16 protein-coding genes are annotated in these 16,845 nt (G+C 63.5%); 8 read left to right on the top strand and 8 right to left on the bottom strand.

The genetic code is table 11. The annotated features are described in order from the left end of the window. Positions 1-245: 245 nt before the first annotated feature. Together JMN22_RS21075 and JMN22_RS21080 are read right to left on the bottom strand one after the other, a co-directional pair. Complete coding sequence (locus tag JMN22_RS21075; protein WP_198796428.1) at positions 246-1,562, bottom strand: ATP-binding protein; 1,317 nt, start codon at positions 1,560-1,562, stop codon at positions 246-248. After that, positions 1,559-2,299: a response regulator gene (locus tag JMN22_RS21080; RefSeq protein WP_030140709.1), complete on the bottom strand. Its 741-nt coding sequence runs from the start codon at positions 2,297-2,299 to the stop codon at positions 1,559-1,561. The genes JMN22_RS21075 and JMN22_RS21080 overlap by 4 nt, the downstream gene beginning before the upstream one ends. Positions 2,300-2,524: 225 nt before the next feature. On the opposite strand from JMN22_RS21080, the gene JMN22_RS21085 reads away from it, so the two are divergent. The 3 genes from JMN22_RS21085 to JMN22_RS21095 all read left to right on the top strand — a co-directional run bounded on the left by JMN22_RS21085 (position 2,525) and on the right by JMN22_RS21095 (position 4,822). Then, the gene (locus JMN22_RS21085; RefSeq protein ID WP_030140710.1) at positions 2,525-2,788 is read left to right on the top strand and encodes a DUF2790 domain-containing protein; all 264 of its coding nucleotides are present in this window, start codon (positions 2,525-2,527) and stop codon (positions 2,786-2,788) included. 167 nt (positions 2,789-2,955) lie between these two features. Further along, positions 2,956-4,167 (top strand): cytochrome c biogenesis protein DipZ, encoded by a 1,212-nt coding sequence (locus JMN22_RS21090; protein ID WP_198796429.1) that lies wholly within the window; start codon positions 2,956-2,958, stop codon positions 4,165-4,167. A 361-nt stretch (positions 4,168-4,528) separates the two neighbouring features. Next, positions 4,529-4,822, top strand: coding sequence for a hypothetical protein (locus JMN22_RS21095; protein ID WP_437127684.1), 294 nt, complete (start codon positions 4,529-4,531; stop codon positions 4,820-4,822). 4 nt (positions 4,823-4,826) lie between these two features. Here JMN22_RS21095 and JMN22_RS21100 read toward each other — a convergent pair whose 3' ends face one another. Beyond that, complete coding sequence (locus tag JMN22_RS21100; protein WP_198796431.1) at positions 4,827-6,689, bottom strand: sigma-54-dependent Fis family transcriptional regulator; 1,863 nt, start codon at positions 6,687-6,689, stop codon at positions 4,827-4,829. Positions 6,690-7,031: 342 nt separating this feature from the next. On the opposite strand from JMN22_RS21100, the gene JMN22_RS21105 reads away from it, so the two are divergent. From JMN22_RS21105 to JMN22_RS21125, 5 genes are all read left to right on the top strand, one after another. After that, on the top strand, positions 7,032-8,105 hold the full coding sequence (locus JMN22_RS21105; RefSeq protein WP_198796432.1) for an ATP-NAD kinase family protein: 1,074 nt from the start codon (positions 7,032-7,034) through the stop codon (positions 8,103-8,105). A 2-nt stretch (positions 8,106-8,107) separates the two neighbouring features. Beyond that, the gene (locus JMN22_RS21110) at positions 8,108-9,085 is read left to right on the top strand and encodes a thiamine pyrophosphate-dependent dehydrogenase E1 component subunit alpha (RefSeq protein WP_030140715.1); all 978 of its coding nucleotides are present in this window, start codon (positions 8,108-8,110) and stop codon (positions 9,083-9,085) included. Between the two features lie 34 nt (positions 9,086-9,119). Next, positions 9,120-10,136 carry an alpha-ketoacid dehydrogenase subunit beta gene (locus JMN22_RS21115; protein ID WP_039588736.1) on the top strand — a complete coding sequence of 339 codons (1,017 nt, stop codon included), beginning with the start codon at positions 9,120-9,122 and terminating at the stop codon, positions 10,134-10,136. After that, positions 10,136-11,248, top strand: a complete 1,113-nt coding sequence (locus JMN22_RS21120; protein ID WP_198796433.1) for an acetoin dehydrogenase dihydrolipoyllysine-residue acetyltransferase subunit — start codon at positions 10,136-10,138, stop codon at positions 11,246-11,248. Before JMN22_RS21115 ends, JMN22_RS21120 begins: the two co-directional genes overlap by 1 nt. A gap of 84 nt (positions 11,249-11,332) precedes the next feature. After that, entirely contained in the window at positions 11,333-12,397 is a 1,065-nt protein-coding gene (locus JMN22_RS21125) for a 2,3-butanediol dehydrogenase (protein ID WP_236010302.1), read from the top strand. A 62-nt stretch (positions 12,398-12,459) separates the two neighbouring features. Here JMN22_RS21125 and JMN22_RS21130 read toward each other — a convergent pair whose 3' ends face one another. The 5 genes from JMN22_RS21130 to JMN22_RS21150 form a co-directional block, all read right to left on the bottom strand. Continuing rightward, on the bottom strand, positions 12,460-13,014 hold the full coding sequence (locus JMN22_RS21130; RefSeq protein WP_030140719.1) for a DinB family protein: 555 nt from the start codon (positions 13,012-13,014) through the stop codon (positions 12,460-12,462). A 229-nt stretch (positions 13,015-13,243) separates the two neighbouring features. Continuing rightward, a complete protein-coding gene (locus JMN22_RS21135) occupies positions 13,244-14,161 on the bottom strand; it encodes a dihydrodipicolinate synthase family protein (RefSeq protein ID WP_030140720.1) in 918 nt (305 codons plus the stop codon). Positions 14,162-14,317: 156 nt separating this feature from the next. Beyond that, positions 14,318-15,346, bottom strand: a complete 1,029-nt coding sequence (locus tag JMN22_RS21140) for a trans-3-hydroxy-L-proline dehydratase (RefSeq protein ID WP_198796434.1) — start codon at positions 15,344-15,346, stop codon at positions 14,318-14,320. 133 nt (positions 15,347-15,479) lie between these two features. Next, positions 15,480-16,202 (bottom strand): amino acid ABC transporter ATP-binding protein, encoded by a 723-nt coding sequence (locus tag JMN22_RS21145; RefSeq protein WP_030140722.1) that lies wholly within the window; start codon positions 16,200-16,202, stop codon positions 15,480-15,482. Further along, a complete protein-coding gene (locus tag JMN22_RS21150; protein WP_198796435.1) occupies positions 16,195-16,845 on the bottom strand; it encodes an amino acid ABC transporter permease in 651 nt (216 codons plus the stop codon). Before JMN22_RS21150 ends, JMN22_RS21145 begins: the two co-directional genes overlap by 8 nt.

The raw sequence follows: 16,845 nt of genomic DNA on the forward strand, positions 1-16,845 counted from the left end.
ATAGGAGGAGTCTTTCAAGTGGGTGTAAGCAGGGTGTGTCCGGAAGGGGGCGGTGTGCAAGTTTGTGTATGCGCTGTGGCGGTTGACACACTGATATACAAACCCGATACCGAGCCTTTGCACAAGACCCTGTGGGAGCGAGCTTGCTCGCGATAGCGTCAGGTCAGTCGATTGATGTTGTCTGACCCACCGCTATCGCGAGCAAGATCGGCAGAGCCTCGCTCCCACAAGGGATTCGGTGGGATTCAGGCGGACGTATCGCAACCCAAGCGCAACTCAGCGCACAACCCGCCACCCTCGCGATTGCTCAAGGTCAGCGACCCACCCATGGCGTTCACCAGTTGCTGGGCGATCGCCAGGCCCAGGCCCGTGCCGCCGGTTTCCCGGTTGCGCGAGCTCTCCACCCGGTAGAACGGCTTGAGCACTTCGGCCAGTTCCGGCTCGCTGATGCCGGGGCCTCGGTCCAATACCTGGATCGCCAATTGCCCGTTGGCGGCGGGCTGGACCTGGATCTGCGCTGCGCCACCAAACTTCAAGGCGTTGTCCACCAGGTTGACCAGCACCCGACGCAACGCATGGGGACGGGTGTCGATGACGGCGGCGTTCTTGCCAGACAATTGCACATCCTGCCCGGTGTCCTGATAGTCGAACACCAGGCTGTCAAGGAACGCATCCAAGCTGATCCGGCAACTGGCTTCGGTGGCACCGTGGATACTGCGGGCGTAGGCCACGCCTTCACGCACCAGATGCTCCATTTCGCCCAGGTCGCTGTAGAGCTTGTCTTTTTCTATTCCATCGTCCATGAACTCGGCCCGCAGCTTCATGCGGGTGATGGGCGTCTGTAAATCATGGGAAATCGCGGCCAACAGGTGCATGCGCTCCTTCAGATAGGCGGCGATGCGGTCCTGCATGGCATTGAAGGCCTTGGCCGCGTGCACCACTTCGGTCGGGCCTTTTTCGTCCAGGCGTACGCCATGTGCGTTGGGGTCGAGGGTTTCCACCGCCTGCGCCAGTCGGGTGAGGGGGCTGACGGCGATGCGCACGGCCAGCCAGGTGCAGCCGATCAACAGCGCCAGTTGCCCGAGCAAGACCATCGGCAGCCAAGGTGAAAGCGGCGCCATGGCAGGACGCACGTCGATGGTCAGCGGGTTGCCGTCCTTCAGGCGCAGGTGCGCCTGGTAGTGCATCTTTGGGCCTGGGATCTGGTTGAAGGTCAGCGCATAGGATTCGCCCAAGGCTTCCTGGAGCGAACTGACCGATATCGGCGCGTTGTCGGGAAGCATCGGCACGCCAGGCTGGCCTTCGTCGAGCACGTAGCCGTAGTTGCGCCGCGCAAGCTTTGGCAGCCACGCGGGGCGTTCCGCGGCAGGCAGGCGATCAAGGATCGCCACCGATGTCGAGACGTCGGTCTCCAGGTTGCCGAGCATGGTGTTCTTGGCGCTTTCGTAGCGTTCGTAGTACTGGACGCCGAACGACAAACCCTGGGCCAGGACCAGGCCGATCAGGAAGATCAGCGACAGGCGCGAGGCGAGGGTGCGCGGCCAACGCAGGGGCAAACTCATACCGAGGCCTCGAGGATCTCCACCGGCAGCGAGAACACATAACCTTCGCTGCGCACGGTCTTGATGTACGCCGGCTCGCGAGCATCGTCCAACAGGCGCTGGCGCAGGCGACTCACCAGCAAGTCGATGGAGCGGTCGAACAGGTCGGCGTCGCGGCCCTGGGTCAGGTTCAGCAACTGGTCGCGGTTGAGCACCCGCTGCGGATGGTCGAGGAATACCCGCAACAACCGGTACTCGGCGCCGCTCAAGGCCACCATGGTTCCATCGCTGTCCAGCAGGTGCCGGGCCGTGGTATCCAGCCGCCAGCGGCCAAACGCCAGCAGGCGCCCGCTCTCGGTAACCACCAGGTTGGGCGGCAACATGCGCGTGCGCCGCAGCACGGCGTTGATCCGGGCCAGCAATTCGCGGGCGGCGAAGGGCTTGACCAGGTAATCGTCGGCGCCCATTTCCAGGCCGATGATGCGGTCGGTCTCGTCGTTGCGAGCGGTCAGCATCAAGACCGGCGTGGCCTTGTGCTTGCCGGCGCGCAATTCGCGGCACAACACCAGGCCATCGTCGCCGGGCATCATGATGTCCAGCACGATCAGGTCCACCGGAGTGGTGTCCAGGAATGCACGCATTTGCCGGCCATCCGCCACGACGGTGGTGCGCAGGCCGTTCTTTTTCAGGTAGTTGCCTACCAGTTCCCTGATCTCGCGATCGTCATCCACGATTAACACATGATCGACATGATCCATGGTGTTCTGCCCCTTGGCGTTTTGTTGTGGGTGAGTCTACAGCCAGCAGCCGGCCTGGCCTGGGACGGTTTGTATTGCAGTGTATCTGGCGCGCGGCGGATACACAGCGATGCAAAAAGCCACTCGGTTCGATACAGGCGTGATACCTGGGCGGCATTCAATGGCATCCATCGAGGCAACACGACCTGCCTCTGAACAAACATCCATTGAATCGAGGACACCGCCATGAACACCAAAGCCATCTACGCCGCCTGCCTGTTCGCCGCACTGAACGTCTGCACCCTGTCGGCCCGGGCCGAAAGCACCGTCCAGCCGCACACCTACAGCTATGGCACCCACCTGGATGTACGCAAAGTGCTGTCCCTGAGCGAAGACCCGCAACCGGCCTGTGGCGTAGTGAATGCCCGCATGACCTACCTGGATTCGGCGGGGCATGAACAGGAGCTGGACTACCGCAAGTTTTCAGATAACTGCAGCAACCAGAATTGACCTTTTCTCGTGGCGAGGGAGCTTGCTCCCGCTAGGTCGCGGAGCGGCTCCAAGAAAGCACTGACCATTCGGTGTGTCAGGCAGATACGAAGGGGGCGCTCCGCGCCCAGCGGGAGCAAGCTCCCTCGCCACGGGTTCTCCGCCAGCCTTTAATTTGAGGTGTTGCCATGCTTCTGATCGCATTTCTCGGCGGGATCCTGACGATCCTCAGCCCTTGTATTCTTCCCGTGGTGCCGTTCCTGTTCGCCCGGGCCAATCAATCGCGCAGCTCGGTGTTGTTGACGCTGGGAGGCATGGTGTTGACCTTCGCCGCCGTGTCCAGCCTGGCTGTGGCCAGCAGCGAATGGGTTCTGCGTGCCAGCGTTGCCGGACGACAAGTCGCCCTGGTGGTGATGGTGCTGTTTGCCTTTTCGCTGATGTTCAGCCGGGTGGGCACTTGGTTGGCGCGGCCGCTGGTCAGCCTGGGCAATCGTCTTGATGCCGGCGCCGGGCGGATGAGTGGGCCTGTGGCGTCGGTGTTGATCGGCGTCGCCACCGGATTGCTCTGGGCGCCGTGCGCCGGCCCTGTCCTTGGCGTGATCCTGACCGGGGCGATGCTGCAAGGCGCCAGCGCCCAGACCAGCCTTTTGTTGCTCGCCTACGGCCTGGGCAGCGCCTTGTCACTGGGAACCTTGATCCTCGCCGGCCGCGGCTTGGTCGGTCGATTGAAACTCTCGCTGCCGATCACCGCCTGGCTGCGCCGCGCCACCGGGGCGCTGGTGTTGCTGGCCGCCGTGGCAATTGGCACCGGGGCGGATGACCGGTTACTGGCCGCGACATCGTCGCAACAGTCGGCCAGCCTGGAAAAAAGCCTGCTGGAGAACGTGCCCAAGGCCATCGACTATGTAGTGAGCAAGGCCGGCGCGAGCACTATGCCAACGCTCGAATCCCAAGGCGCCATGCCTGCGCTGGACGGCGCGGTGCAATGGCTCAACTCGCCGCCGCTGAGCAGCGAGTCGTTGCGGGGCAAGGTGGTGCTGGTGGATTTCTGGACCTACGACTGCATCAACTGCCAGCACACGCTGCCGTATGTGAACGAGTGGGCGAAGAAATACGCGAAGGACGGTCTGGTGGTCATCGGCGTCCACACCCCGGAATACGGCTACGAGAAGATCATCGACAACGTGCGCGAGCAGGTGCGCAAGTTGGACATCCAGTACCCGGTGGCCATCGACAACCAATATGCAATCTGGCGCGCCTTCAACAACCAGTACTGGCCGGCCCATTACTTCGTCGATGCCAAGGGGCAGGTGCGCTACAGCCATTTTGGCGAAGGGCGGTATGGCGAGCAGGAGCAGGTGATCCAGCAATTGCTGCAAGAAGCCAAGGCCAGCCAATGATCCGTGGCGAGGGAGCTTGCTCCCGCTGGGCTGCGAAGCGGCCCTAAAAGGCATTCGCAACTTGCTTTATCAGAAAAATGGGAAGGGGGCCGCTACGCGACCCAGCGGGAGCAAGCTCCCTCGCCACGGGTTTGCATGCGGATTGGCTTGCTCTTGCTGGGCTGATAGGAAAATAAAAATACATAAATATCAGTATCTTGAGATATGTTTCAAATGTACTTTATAGATAAGCGCGTGAGGTGATGAATGGCATGGAAATGCTGGCCCCTTGCTCATCAAACCAACGTCAAACTCCTTTCATTTCAGAAAGTTGGACGACAAACCTATGCGTGTTTCTATCTGGATCGCGGCGGCCATGCTCATGGCCGCCGTCTCGCTTGATGCCCAGGCCAGGGCGCTGACGGCAAACCAGCAGTCAGTATGTCGCTGGGGTTCGGACATTGCGGCGGGCGCCCAGGCGTCGAAGCTGTCCGGGGTCAGCCTGTACGGGGCACGCAAGAAGTTGCAGGTGCGCAAGTTTCCGCGGCCCTGGATGCGCATGACCGCCCTGGGCATTACCGAACAGACCTACAACAGCACTTCGCGGCTAAAGCCGGTGGCGGTCAAGCAGACCTACTACGAGCAATGCGTGCGCCATGAGCTGGCGCGACGATAAGCCTTCAGCCCGGACTCCGGCCGGGCATTTCGATGCCATGCTGATGCACCCGTCGATACAGCGTTGCCCGGGAAATGCCCAGGGCGCGCGCCGCCGGGGTGGGTTTCCAGCGATGGCGCACCAGGGCGTCCAGCAACGCCTGGCGTTCAGGACTGGCGCCGGGCTCCGGCCCATGATCGACGGTAGTCGCGCTGTGCAATGACTCGGGTAAGTGGCTGAGCTGGATCACGCTGGCCTCGCAGACCGCGCAGGCATAGCGCAGCACATGCCGCAACTGGCGGACATTGCCCGGCCAGTGATAACCCAGCAGGCATTCCAGCGCCGCGCCGCTCAGGTGCACCGCACCGCCGCACAGTGCTGACTCTTCTTCCAGAATGCGATTGATCAACGCCAATCGGTCGGTGCGTTCGCGCAGCGGGGGCAGTTGGAAACGGGCGCCGCCGAGACGGAAGTACAGGTCCTCGCGAAACTCGCCGGCGGCCACCAGGGTTTCCAGGTCGCGGTGGGTCGCGCAGATCACCTGGATGTCCACGGCCTTGCGCCGCGATGCCCCCAACGGCGCCACTTCGCCCTCGGCCAGCACCCGCAACAGGCGGGTTTGCAGGGCCAGCGGCATGTCACCGATTTCGTCGAGGAACAGCGTGCCGCCATCGGCCTGCTGCAACAGGCCCTGCATACCCTTGGCCGAGGCGCCGGTAAAGGCACCGGCCACATAACCGAACAACTCGCTCTCGATCAGGCTTTCCGGTATGGCCGCGCAGTTCAAGGCCACGAAAGGCCGGTCGCGGCGCTGGCTGCCCTGGTGCAACTGGCGGGCAAAGACCTCCTTGCCGGAACCGGTCTCGCCCTGGATCAGCACCGGCAGGTTGCGATCCTTGACCCGCACCGCCAGGGTCAGGCTGTCGGCGAGGCGTGGATCGAGCTCGGTCGGCGTCATGGCGCGCTGGCGAGGCGTGGCCCGGCGCCGTGGCGCGCTCAAGCGCCCATGCAAATCGACATCGAGCGGATAGAGGCTTTCGTCACGGGCGCGGTGCAGCAATTGGGCGTCGAAGATCTGGCTGATGTGCTGAGGCAACTGGCCGTAACGCTGCATCAAGAACTGGCGCGCCGCCGGGTTCAGGGCTTGCAGGCAGCCATCGTCGTCCCAGGCCAGCAGGAAATCCGGTTGGCTGTCGACGTACCCGGCGTTGCGATGGGCCCGTAGCACCCAGTAACCCTGGGCGCTGCTCATGAAAAATGCCTGTTCGATTTCCCGGGCGCTCTGCACCACCATTTGCCGGATCAGGTGCTGCGAGCGGCGATCATCCGGCGAACGCACCGCCGAGACGTCCAGCACCCCGAGCAATTCCCCTTGTGGATCGAAGACCGGCGCGGCGGAGCAGGTCAGGCCAATGAATGCCGCGCGGAAGTGGTCGCGCTTGTGCACCGTCACCGCCGTCTTGGCCGTGAGCACCGCCGCCACGCCGCAAGTGCCTTCTTCGCCTTCCGACCAGCACGTCCCCAGGTAGAGCCCGGCCTTGCGGCAGTCATTGCGAAGGGTGGTTTCCACCCGGTAGTCGATGGTCTGGCCCTGGGCATCGGTCAGCAGCACGCAATAGTCGGCATCGCGCACCCGGCCATGCAGGCGCGCCACTTCGTCGCTGGCGATATTGAGGAACAGTTCCGAGCGCTCGCGGCATTGCTTGAGCACGTCGTGGGACAGGATCCGCGGGCCCTGCAGCGAGCCGGGGTCCAGGTGATGTTGCTCCATGGAGCGGCGCCAGGAGTCGAGGATCAGGTCCGGCACCGGCAATTGCGGCAGTCGGGCGGCGTTCTTCAGCACGCGGCTGACGCAATCCACATGCGCCCGGGAGTGAGCGGAAAGCATAGGGGCCTCCGGTTCAGCTTCTTGTCGTTGTCGGCACATTAAGCGCTGATCGCCGGGCGCAGACAAGCCCGGCGGAGCGCAGGCCTGGAGGTGAGACGCGACGTCTCAGCGTCTCGCGGTTTCGTCGTGCAGGCTGGCATGTGGCGTCTCACCGGGCTCGTGGGCAAGGCTTCCAATGGACCGTGGCGAGCGCTCTGACTCGCGGCTTTGCGTCGACTTTCCGGTAATTGGCACCGGCCTTGCTCTAGGCCTTGGACCCATCCCGTTGGGCTTCCAATAATAAAAAGAGGTGCCTATGACTTGCCCGCCAAGCCCGTTGATCGTTCCCGCCACGGTGGCGCCATGAGCCGCCGTCCGCTCACCGTCGGCATCATTGCCAACCCTGCGTCGGGCCGTGACGTGCGGCGCCTGACCGCCAATGCCGGATTGTTTTCCAGCACCGACAAGGTCTCGGTGATCCAGCGCCTGTTGGCCGCGTTCGGCGCCACGGGCATCGAACAGGTGCTGATGCCCACCGACATGATCGGCATGGCCGCCGCCGTGCTGAAGAACAGCCACAGCCGGCAGGCCCGCAGCAGCCACTGGCCGGCCCTGGAGTTTCTCGACCTGACCCTGCGCCAGACCGTCGAAGACACCCGCCGCGCCGCCCGGCTGATGGCCGAGCGCGAGGTGGCGTTGATCGCCGTGCTCGGCGGCGACGGCACCCACAAGGCGGTCGCCGCCGAAGTCGGCGACATTCCTCTCTTGACCCTTTCCACCGGCACCAACAATGCCTTCCCCGAGCTACGCGAAGCCACCAGTGCCGGGCTGGCCGGCGGGTTGTACGCCTGCGGCCGCATCCCGGACGAAATCGGTTTGCGCCGCAACAAGCGCTTGCTGGTCTGCGATGCCGCACGTGGCTTGCGTGAAGTGGCCCTGGTGGACGTTGCCGTGTCGCCGCTGCGTTTCGTCGGTGCCCGGGCGATCAGTCGGGCCCAGGACCTCGCCGAAGTCTTCGTGACCTTCGCCGAACCGCAATCCATCGGTTTGTCGGCCCTGTGCGGCTTGTGGTTCCCGGTGTCACGCCAGGCGCCAGGCGGTGCCTGGATGCGCCTGGACCCGCACTCTCCCGAGGCGCTGCTGGTGCCGCTCGCACCAGGCTTGCTGCAAGGCTGCGGCGTGCTCGCCGCCGGTCCTTTGGAACCCGGCGTCGCCCACGGTCTGTCGCTGTCCGCCGGCACGTTGGCCCTGGACGGCGAGCGGGAAATCGAATTCAACGCCCATGACCGGCTCACGGTCACCCTCGATGCCGGCGGCCCGCTGAGCATCGACGTCAACGCGGTGCTCACCTACGCCGCGCAACAACGCTTGTTGGCCATTGGCCGCGAGCACCCGCAACACCCCTTGAACCTTCAAGAAGACACGCCTGGAGAATAAAAATGTCGACATCGCTCACCCATGATCAATTGCTGCACGCCTATCAGGTCATGCGCACCATCCGCGCCTTCGAAGAGCGCCTGCACGTGGAATTCGCCACCGGCGAGATCCCTGGTTTCGTCCACTTGTATGCCGGCGAAGAAGCCTCGGCCGCTGGCGTCATGGCGCACCTCGGGGACGACGATTGCATCGCCTCCAACCACCGTGGCCACGGTCATTGCATCGCCAAGGGCGTGGACGTCTACGGGATGATGGCCGAGATCTACGGCAAGAAAACCGGGGTCTGCCAAGGCAAGGGCGGCTCGATGCACATCGCCGATTTCGAGAAAGGCATGCTCGGCGCCAACGGCATCGTCGGCGCCGGTGCGCCACTGGTGGTCGGCGCAGCCCTCGCGGCGCGGCTCAAGGGCACCGACAGCGTCGCCGTGGTGTTTTTCGGCGACGGCGGCTCCAACGAGGGCGCGGTGTTCGAAGCCATGAACATGGCCTCGGTGTGGAACCTGCCGTGCCTGTTCATCGCCGAAAACAATGGTTACGCAGAGGCCACTGCCTCCAATTGGTCGGTGGCCTGCGACCACATCGCCGACCGCGCCGCCGGCTTCGGCATGCCCGGCGTGACTGTCGATGGCTTCGACTTCTTCGCCGTCCATGAAGCCGCCGGGGCTGCCGTCGAACGCGCCCGTGCCGGGGAAGGACCGTCACTGATCGAGGTCAAGCTGACCCGTTACTACGGCCATTTCGAGGGCGACGCCCAGACCTATCGCGCACCCGACGAGGTCAAGCATTTCCGCGAAAACCAGGACTGCCTGATGCAGTTCCGCGACCGTACCACCCGGGCCGGGCTGCTCACGGTCGAGCAGTTGGACCAGATCGACAAGGAAGTGGAGATGCTGATTGAAAACGCCGTGTACAAGGCCAAGTCCGATCCCAAGCCGGCGGCGTCCGACCTGCTGACCGATGTCTACGTCAGCTACCCCTGAACGCCCCTATAAAACAACAAGAGAGAATCCCATCATGGCGAGAAAAATCAGCTATCAGCAGGCAATCAACGAAGCCCTGGCCCAGGAAATGCGTCGCGACTCCAGCGTGTTCATCATGGGCGAAGACGTGGCCGGTGGCGCTGGCGCACCCGGTGAGAACGATGCCTGGGGCGGCGTGCTCGGCGTCACCAAGGGACTTTACGATCAATTCCCGGGGCGCGTGCTGGACACGCCGTTGTCGGAAATCGGTTATGTCGGCGCAGCGGTCGGCGCCGCCACCTGCGGCGTGCGGCCAGTGTGCGAACTGATGTTCGTCGACTTCGCCGGCTGCTGCCTGGACCAGATCCTCAACCAGGCGGCGAAATTCCGCTACATGTTCGGCGGCAAGGCCTCCACGCCCCTGGTCATCCGCACCATGGTCGGCGCCGGCCTGCGCGCCGCGGCCCAGCATTCACAAATGCTCACCTCGTTGTGGACGCATATCCCGGGCTTGAAAGTGGTCTGCCCGTCATCGCCCTACGACGCCAAGGGCCTGTTGATCCAGGCGATACGCGACAACGACCCGGTGATCTTCTGCGAGCACAAATTGCTCTACAGCATGCAGGGCGAGGTGCCGGAAGAGCTCTACACCGTGCCGTTCGGCGAGGCCAATTTCCTGCGCGACGGCAAGGACGTGACGCTGGTGTCCTACGGGCGACTGGTCAATACGGCGATGGATGCGGCGCGCAACCTGGCCGGACGTGGCATCGATTGTGAAGTCATCGACCTGCGCACCACCAGTCCGCTGGACGAGGACAGCATCCTGGAAAGTGTCGAGAAGACCGGACGCCTGGTGGTGATCGACGAGGCCAACCCGCGCTGTTCCATGGCCACCGACATCTCGGCGCTGGTGGCGCAAAAAGCCTTCGGCGCGCTCAAGGCACCGATCGAAATGGTGACCGCGCCGCACACGCCGGTGCCGTTCTCCGATTCCCTGGAAGACCTGTACATCCCTGACGCGGCCAAAATCGAACAAGCCGTGCTCAACGTGATCGAGTGGAGCAAGCGCTGATGAGCCAGATTTTTACCCTGACCATGCCCAAGTGGGGCCTGTCGATGACCGAGGGCCGGGTCGACGCCTGGCTCAAGGAGGAGGGCCAGGCCATCACCAAGGGTGATGAGGTGATGGACGTCGAGACCGACAAGATCTCCAGCAGCGTCGAGGCGCCGTTTTCCGGTGTGTTGCGCCGGCAAGTGGCTCGCCAGGATGAAACCCTGGCGGTTGGCGCCTTGCTCGGCATCGTCGTCGAAGGCGAGGCCAGCGATGCCGAGATCGACGCGGTCATCGAACAGTTCCAATCCAGCTTCGTGCCCGGCGACGCGGCCGATGAGGACAGTGGCCCGAAACCACAGAAAGTCGAGGTGGACGGCCGGGTGATCCGCTATTTCGAGCGCGGCGAGGGCGGCACGCCGCTGGTGTTGGTGCACGGTTTTGGTGGTGACCTGAACAACTGGCTGTTCAACCATGAAGCGCTGGCCGCCGGGCGTCGGGTGATTGCCCTGGACCTGCCAGGCCATGGCGAATCGTCGAAGGCCCTGCAACGCGGCGACCTGGACGAGCTGAGCGGCGTGGTGCTGGCGTTGCTCGATCACCTGGACATCAACGCGGCCCATCTGGTGGGGCATTCCATGGGCGGGGCCGTGTCGCTGAATGCCGCGCGCTTGATGCCGCAACGGTTCCGCTCCCTGACTTTGATTGGCAGCGCCGGCCTCGGTGCCGAGATCAACGGCAGCTACTTGCAAGGTTTCGTCGACGCGGCCAACCGCAATGCGCTCAAGCCGCAGCTGGTGCAACTGTTCTCGAATGCCGAGCTGGTCAATCGGCAGATGCTCGACGACATGCTCAAGTACAAGCGCCTGGAAGGCGTGGACGCGGTCCTGCGCCAACTGGCAGGGAGCCTGTTCAAGGACGGCCGCCAGCAGGCGGACCTGCGCGAAGTCGTGCAGGCCGGTCACGTCCCGACGCTGGTCATCTGGGGTAGCGACGACGCGATCATCCCGGCGGCCCACGCCGAAGGGTTGAGTGCCCAGGTCGAAGTGCTGCCTGGCCAGGGCCACATGGTGCAGATGGAAGCGGCCGAGCAGGTCAATCGATTGATCCTTGAATTCATCGGACAGCACTGACCCAGCGGGCGGCGATTGAACCGTCGCCCTACAAAAATATCTGGAGGCAACGCTATGAACGTTTCAATCAAGCCGACCCGCAGCATGCGCGCCGCCGTCTGGCACGGCCGCAACGACATCCGCGTCGAAGACGTGCCGCTGCCGGTATCGCCGCCCGCCGGTTGGGTGCAGATCCGCGTGCAATGGTGCGGCATCTGCGGCTCCGACCTGCACGAATACGTGGCCGGGCCGGTGTTCATCCCGGTGGAGGCGCCACACCCGCTGACCGGGATCAAGGGCCAGTGCATCCTCGGCCATGAGTTCTGCGGCGAAATCGTCGAGCTGGGCGAGGGCGTCGAAGGCTTCAGCGTCGGCGAGCCGGTGGCCGCCGATGCCTGTCAACATTGCGGCACCTGCTATTACTGCACCCATGGGCTCTACAACATTTGCGAGAACCTGGCCTTTACCGGGCTGATGAACAACGGCGCGTTCGCCGAGTTGGTCAACGTCCCGGCGAATTTGCTCTACAAACTGCCAGCCAATTTTCCCGCCGAGGCTGGCGCGTTGATCGAACCGCTGGCGGTGGGCATGCACGCGGTGAAAAAAGCGGGCAGCCTGTTGGGCCAGAACGTCGTCGTGGTGGGGGCCGGGACCATCGGCCTGTGCACGATCATGTGCGCCAAGGCGGCCGGCGCGGCCCAGGTCATTGCTCTGGAGATGTCCGGCGCACGCAAGGCCAAGGCCCTGGAAGTCGGGGCCAGCCATGTGCTCGATCCGAATGAATGTGACGCCCTGGCTGAGGTTCGGCGCCTGACCGGTGGTCTGGGCGCCGATGTCAGCTTCGAGTGCATCGGCAACAAGCACACCGCCAAGTTCGCCATCGACCTGATCCGCAAGGCCGGCAAATGCGTGTTGGTGGGCATCTTCGAAGAGCCCAGCGAATTCAACTTCTTCGAGCTGGTTTCCACCGAGAAGCAAGTGCTTGGCGCGCTGGCCTACAACGGTGAGTTCGCCGACGTGATTGCCTTCATCGCTGATGGACGCCTGGACATCTCGCCGCTGGTGACCGGGCGTATCCAGTTGGAAGAGATCGTCGGGCAGGGCTTCGAGGAGCTGGTGAACAACAAGGAACACAACGTGAAGATCATCGTGTCACCCGCACGGATCTGAGAGCGCCTGAGGTGGGCGATTTGGCGATGGTCGGCAGCGACCATCGCATTTTTTTCGATTTTTCAGTCGGCTCGATAGTCCCGCCAGACGCGGGTTTCATCCAGCTGCAGCAGCGCTTCCTCTTGTCGACGAAACGCTCGATCGCAATCGAGAAAAAACTCGTCGAGCTGCGGCGGGTCGATGTGGGTGGCGCTGAGCATGGTGTGGACCTGGCCGCGGTGATGGATCTGGTGCTCGAACAGGTGCAGCAGCAAACGGTCGATCCGTTCGCGAACCCGGCCGTCGGCGCGCAGCAGATCAACGGCACGGGCGAGGTCCTCGTGCCTCAGGTTTTCGCAGAATGTCGCCAACTGCCGGTCGGTGCGGTCCTGGCTTTCCCTGAGTTGGGCGAATGCGAGCGTCGCGGAAAAATCCTGTTCCTGACCCGCCACGTCACCTTCCAGGGCGGTGAGGTAATAACGGTCGACTTCGAGGATATGGCACAACGTGGCCTGGATGGAGGGAAAGAAACTGGTGCGGTAGGCCTCGTATTCCACCGTATTCAACTGCGCGCAGGCGTCCAGCAGCCTGTGGTTGGCCCATTGGTTGTTCAGGGCCTGGGCCAGGAAATAATTCATGGGACGCCTCCCGTGCGCGTCGTTTCGCCGGGGGAAGCGTAGCAAAGACTGGCGATGGCGCCGTGTTGCTGGTCGGTTGGTCCCGCGTTTGCACCACAACCCCATGTGGGAGCGAGCTTGCTCGCGATAGCGTCGGGACATCCAATAGGGATGCAAGCTGGACAACCGCTATCGCGAGCAAGCTCGCTTCCACAGGATTTCTTACATGCCCGAACCTCTGCGCCCGAGCTTAAAGCCCCACATCCGGCAGCATCGGCCGGTTGGCCAGCGCCTTGGCCATGATCTGCTCCACATACACCCGGTCTTCTTCCGGCAGGGCCAGGCGCGGTGGGCGGGTGAGGGCGCTGCCGCGGCCGGCGATGGCTTCGCACAGCTTGATGCATTGCACCAGGTCGGCGCGGGCGTCGAGGTGCAGGATCGGCATCAGCCATTCGTAGATCGGCATGGCTTCGGCGAAACGTCCGGCGTGGGCCAGGCGGAAGATGGTTTCACCTTCCTTGGGGAACACGTTGGACATGCCAGACACCCAACCTTCGGCGCCCACGGCCAGGCTTTCGAGCACCACATCGTCAAGACCGGCGAACAGCACGAAGCGATCGCCGACTTCATTGCGCACGTCGATAAATCGGCGGGTGTCGCCGGACGAATCCTTGAAACACACCACGTTATCGCAGTCGGCCAGCGAGATGAGAATGTCCGGGGTGACGTCGTTCTTGTAGATCGGCGGGTTGTTGTAGACCATCAGCGGCACGTCGGCATGCCGGGCGACGTAGCGGAAATGTTCGGCGGTCTCGAACGGCTTGGAGCCGTAGACCAGCGCCGGCATCAGCATCACGCCGTCGACACCGACCTTGCGCACGGCGTTGGCAACCTTGGCGGCTTGCACACTGGTGAACTCGGCCACGCCGCAGATCACCGGCACCCGGCCCCGGGAGGCGTCCACCGCGACTTCGGTCACGGCGATTTTTTCCTCGGCGCTCAGGGAGGTGTTTTCCCCCACCGAGCCGCAGACCACCAGGCCCGACACGCCATCACGAATGACGTTGGAAATGACTTGGTGGGTTTTTTCCAGGTTGATGGAAAAGTCATCGTTGAATTGGGTGGTGACGGCGGGGAATACGCCGCTCCAGTTGATGCGTTTGCTCATGGGTGTCTCCTTTTGGTTTGTGGCGAGGGGATTTATCCCCGTTGGGGCGCGAAGCGGCCCCGGTATAGGCAATTAGGTGTGTCAGTCAGGGCCAGGGGGCTGCTGCGCAGCCCAGCGGGGATAAATCCCCTCGCCACGGAGGGTTGTGGGTAAAAGTCATGCGCCGGGCCAGGTATCCGAGAGCCGATAGCCCTGGGGCCATGGATCGGCCGGGTCGAGCAGCAATTGGTGCGTGCCGGTGATCCACGCTCGCCCGGCGATGCACGGGTAGATCGCCGGGCGGCCGGCCACGTCGGTCAGTGAGTCGATCCGGCAGTGGAATTCGGAGCCAATGATCGAGCGGCCGACAAAACGCTCGCCCACCTGCATCAGGCCCTTGGCGTGCAGTACCGCCATGCGTGCCGAGCAACCGGTGCCAGTGGGGGAACGGTCGATCTTGCCGGGCTGGATGACGACAGCGTTGGCCCCGGTGGCGATGCCGTTCTCCCGGACAATGGGCGCGGCGACCTGGCAGAACGAGATGTGCGACCAGTCGGGATTCAACGGATGAACGAAACCCAGTTGTTCGTTGGCGGCCCGGGTGATTTTCAGTCCCAAGGCCACCAGGTCGGCGGCTTCGTCAGGGCGAATGGCAAAGCCCAGGCGCTGGGCGTCGACGATGACAAAACTGTCGCCACCATAGGCGGTGTCCACTTGCAGCGAGCCCAGGCCCTCGACTTCGATCCAGGCATCGAGGCGGTCGGCAAACGACGGGACGTTCTTGATCTCGACCCGTTGCACCTTGCCGTCGCGGCAGTCGGCCACGGCTTCGATCAAGCCGCCCGGGGCCTCCAGGACCAATCGCGTCTGCGGTTCGGTCATCGGCAGGATGCCGCTGTCCAGCAGCACGGTGGCGACGCACAGCGAGTTGGAGCCGGACATCGGTGGGGTGTCGGCGGGCTCCATGATGATCCAGGCCATCTGTGCCCGTGGGTCCTTGGCCGGCACCAGCAGGTTGACGTGGCGGAACACCCCGCCCCGGGGTTCGTTGAGGACGAAGTTGCGCAGGGTCTGGTCCTGGGCGATCCAGCGGGACTGGTCCCAGACCGTATCACCGGGTGGCGGGGCGACGCCGCCGACGATGACATCACCGACTTCGCCTTCGGCGTGGCAGCTGACTATGTGGATGATTCTGGATGAGCGCATGGGTCAAATCCTTGTGTTGTCTGGTTGGGCCTCATCGTCGGATCGCCGCCCGGAGCAAGCTCGCTCCCACAAAGGTTTTTGTGGTGCACACGAAACAGTGTGGGAGCGAGCTTGCTCGCGATGAGGCCATTGGCTATTTCACCGATTTAAGGAACACCGCCGTCTCCGGCTGCACCGGATTGCCAATCACTTGGTCCGGCGGCCCGATCTCATGGACCCGCCCATTGCAGAAGAACGCCACCCGGTCGGACACGTCCCGGGCGAAGCGGATCTCGTGGGTCACCAGGACCATGGTCATGCCGTCTTCGGCGAGCATGCGCATGGTGTCGAGCACTTCGCCGACCAGTTGCGGATCGAGGGCCGAGGTGGCTTCGTCGAACAGCATGTAGTCCGGCGACATCGCCAGCGCCCGGGCGATGGCCATGCGCTGCTGCTGTCCGCCGGAGAGCTTGCCGGGGAAGGCCTTGAGCTTGTCCCCGAGGCCCACGTGCTCAAGCTGCCTGACCGCCAGCGCCTCGGCGTCCTGCTTGCTCTTGCCCAGCACCTTGCGCGGCGCCAGCATGACGTTTTCCAGCACGGTCAGGTGGGGGAAGGCGTTCCATTGCTGGAAGACGATGCCGATTTTCTGCCGCAGCCGGTTGAGGTCGGTGGCGCTGTCGTGGACCTCCACGCCGTCTACGCGGATGCTGCCTTTCTGGATCGGCTCCAGGCCGTTGATGCACATCAGCAGGGTCGATTTACCGGAACCGGAGCCACCGATGATCGACACGACCTCGCCCTTGTCCACCGTCAGGCTGACGCCCTTGACCACTTCGAGGTTGCCGAAGGATTTATGCACGTTTTCGATCTCAATCATTTTCCTGCCACCTTCTTTCCAGGCGAGCGCCGAGGCGGGCGACCACCAGGCTCATGACGTAGTAGATGAGGCCCGCGATGCACAGCACCAGCAGGGGTTCCTGAATACGCGTGACGATGGTTTGCGAAGCCCGCAGCAGCTCGACGATGCCGATCCACATCACCAGCGCGGTGTCTTTCATCACCCCGAGGACCAGGTTCAACCAACCGGGAAAGGCAACGCGGGTGGCAATCGGCAGGACGATGAAACGCAGGTCCTGCAAATAGCTCAGTCCCAATGACCGGCTGGCCCGCCGGGTGCTCAGCGGCACCGCCAGCACGCCGCCCCGGACGATCTCGGTGAAATACGCGGCGGCGTAGACACCGAGCACGATGCAACCGACGGCAAAGGCACTGAGGTCCAGGCCGACGATGCTCTTCAGGGAGTTGAACAGCACGAACTGGATCAGCAGCGGCACGCTGCGAAACGCATCCAACACCCACGCGAGCGGCAGGCTCGCCCGGGGCAACAGCGCCCGCAACAGGCCGAACAGCAAGCCGGCGAGGGTGCCGAGCAGGATCGACCAGGCGGTCAACTGCACCGTGACCCAGGCACCTTCGAGCAGATACAACAGGTCGTTGACGGTAAGGCTTGTAGAAAACAT

The sequence above is a fragment of the Pseudomonas sp. HB05 genome, from assembly GCF_016756915.1.
Classification (GTDB): domain Bacteria; phylum Pseudomonadota; class Gammaproteobacteria; order Pseudomonadales; family Pseudomonadaceae; genus Aquipseudomonas; species Aquipseudomonas alvandae.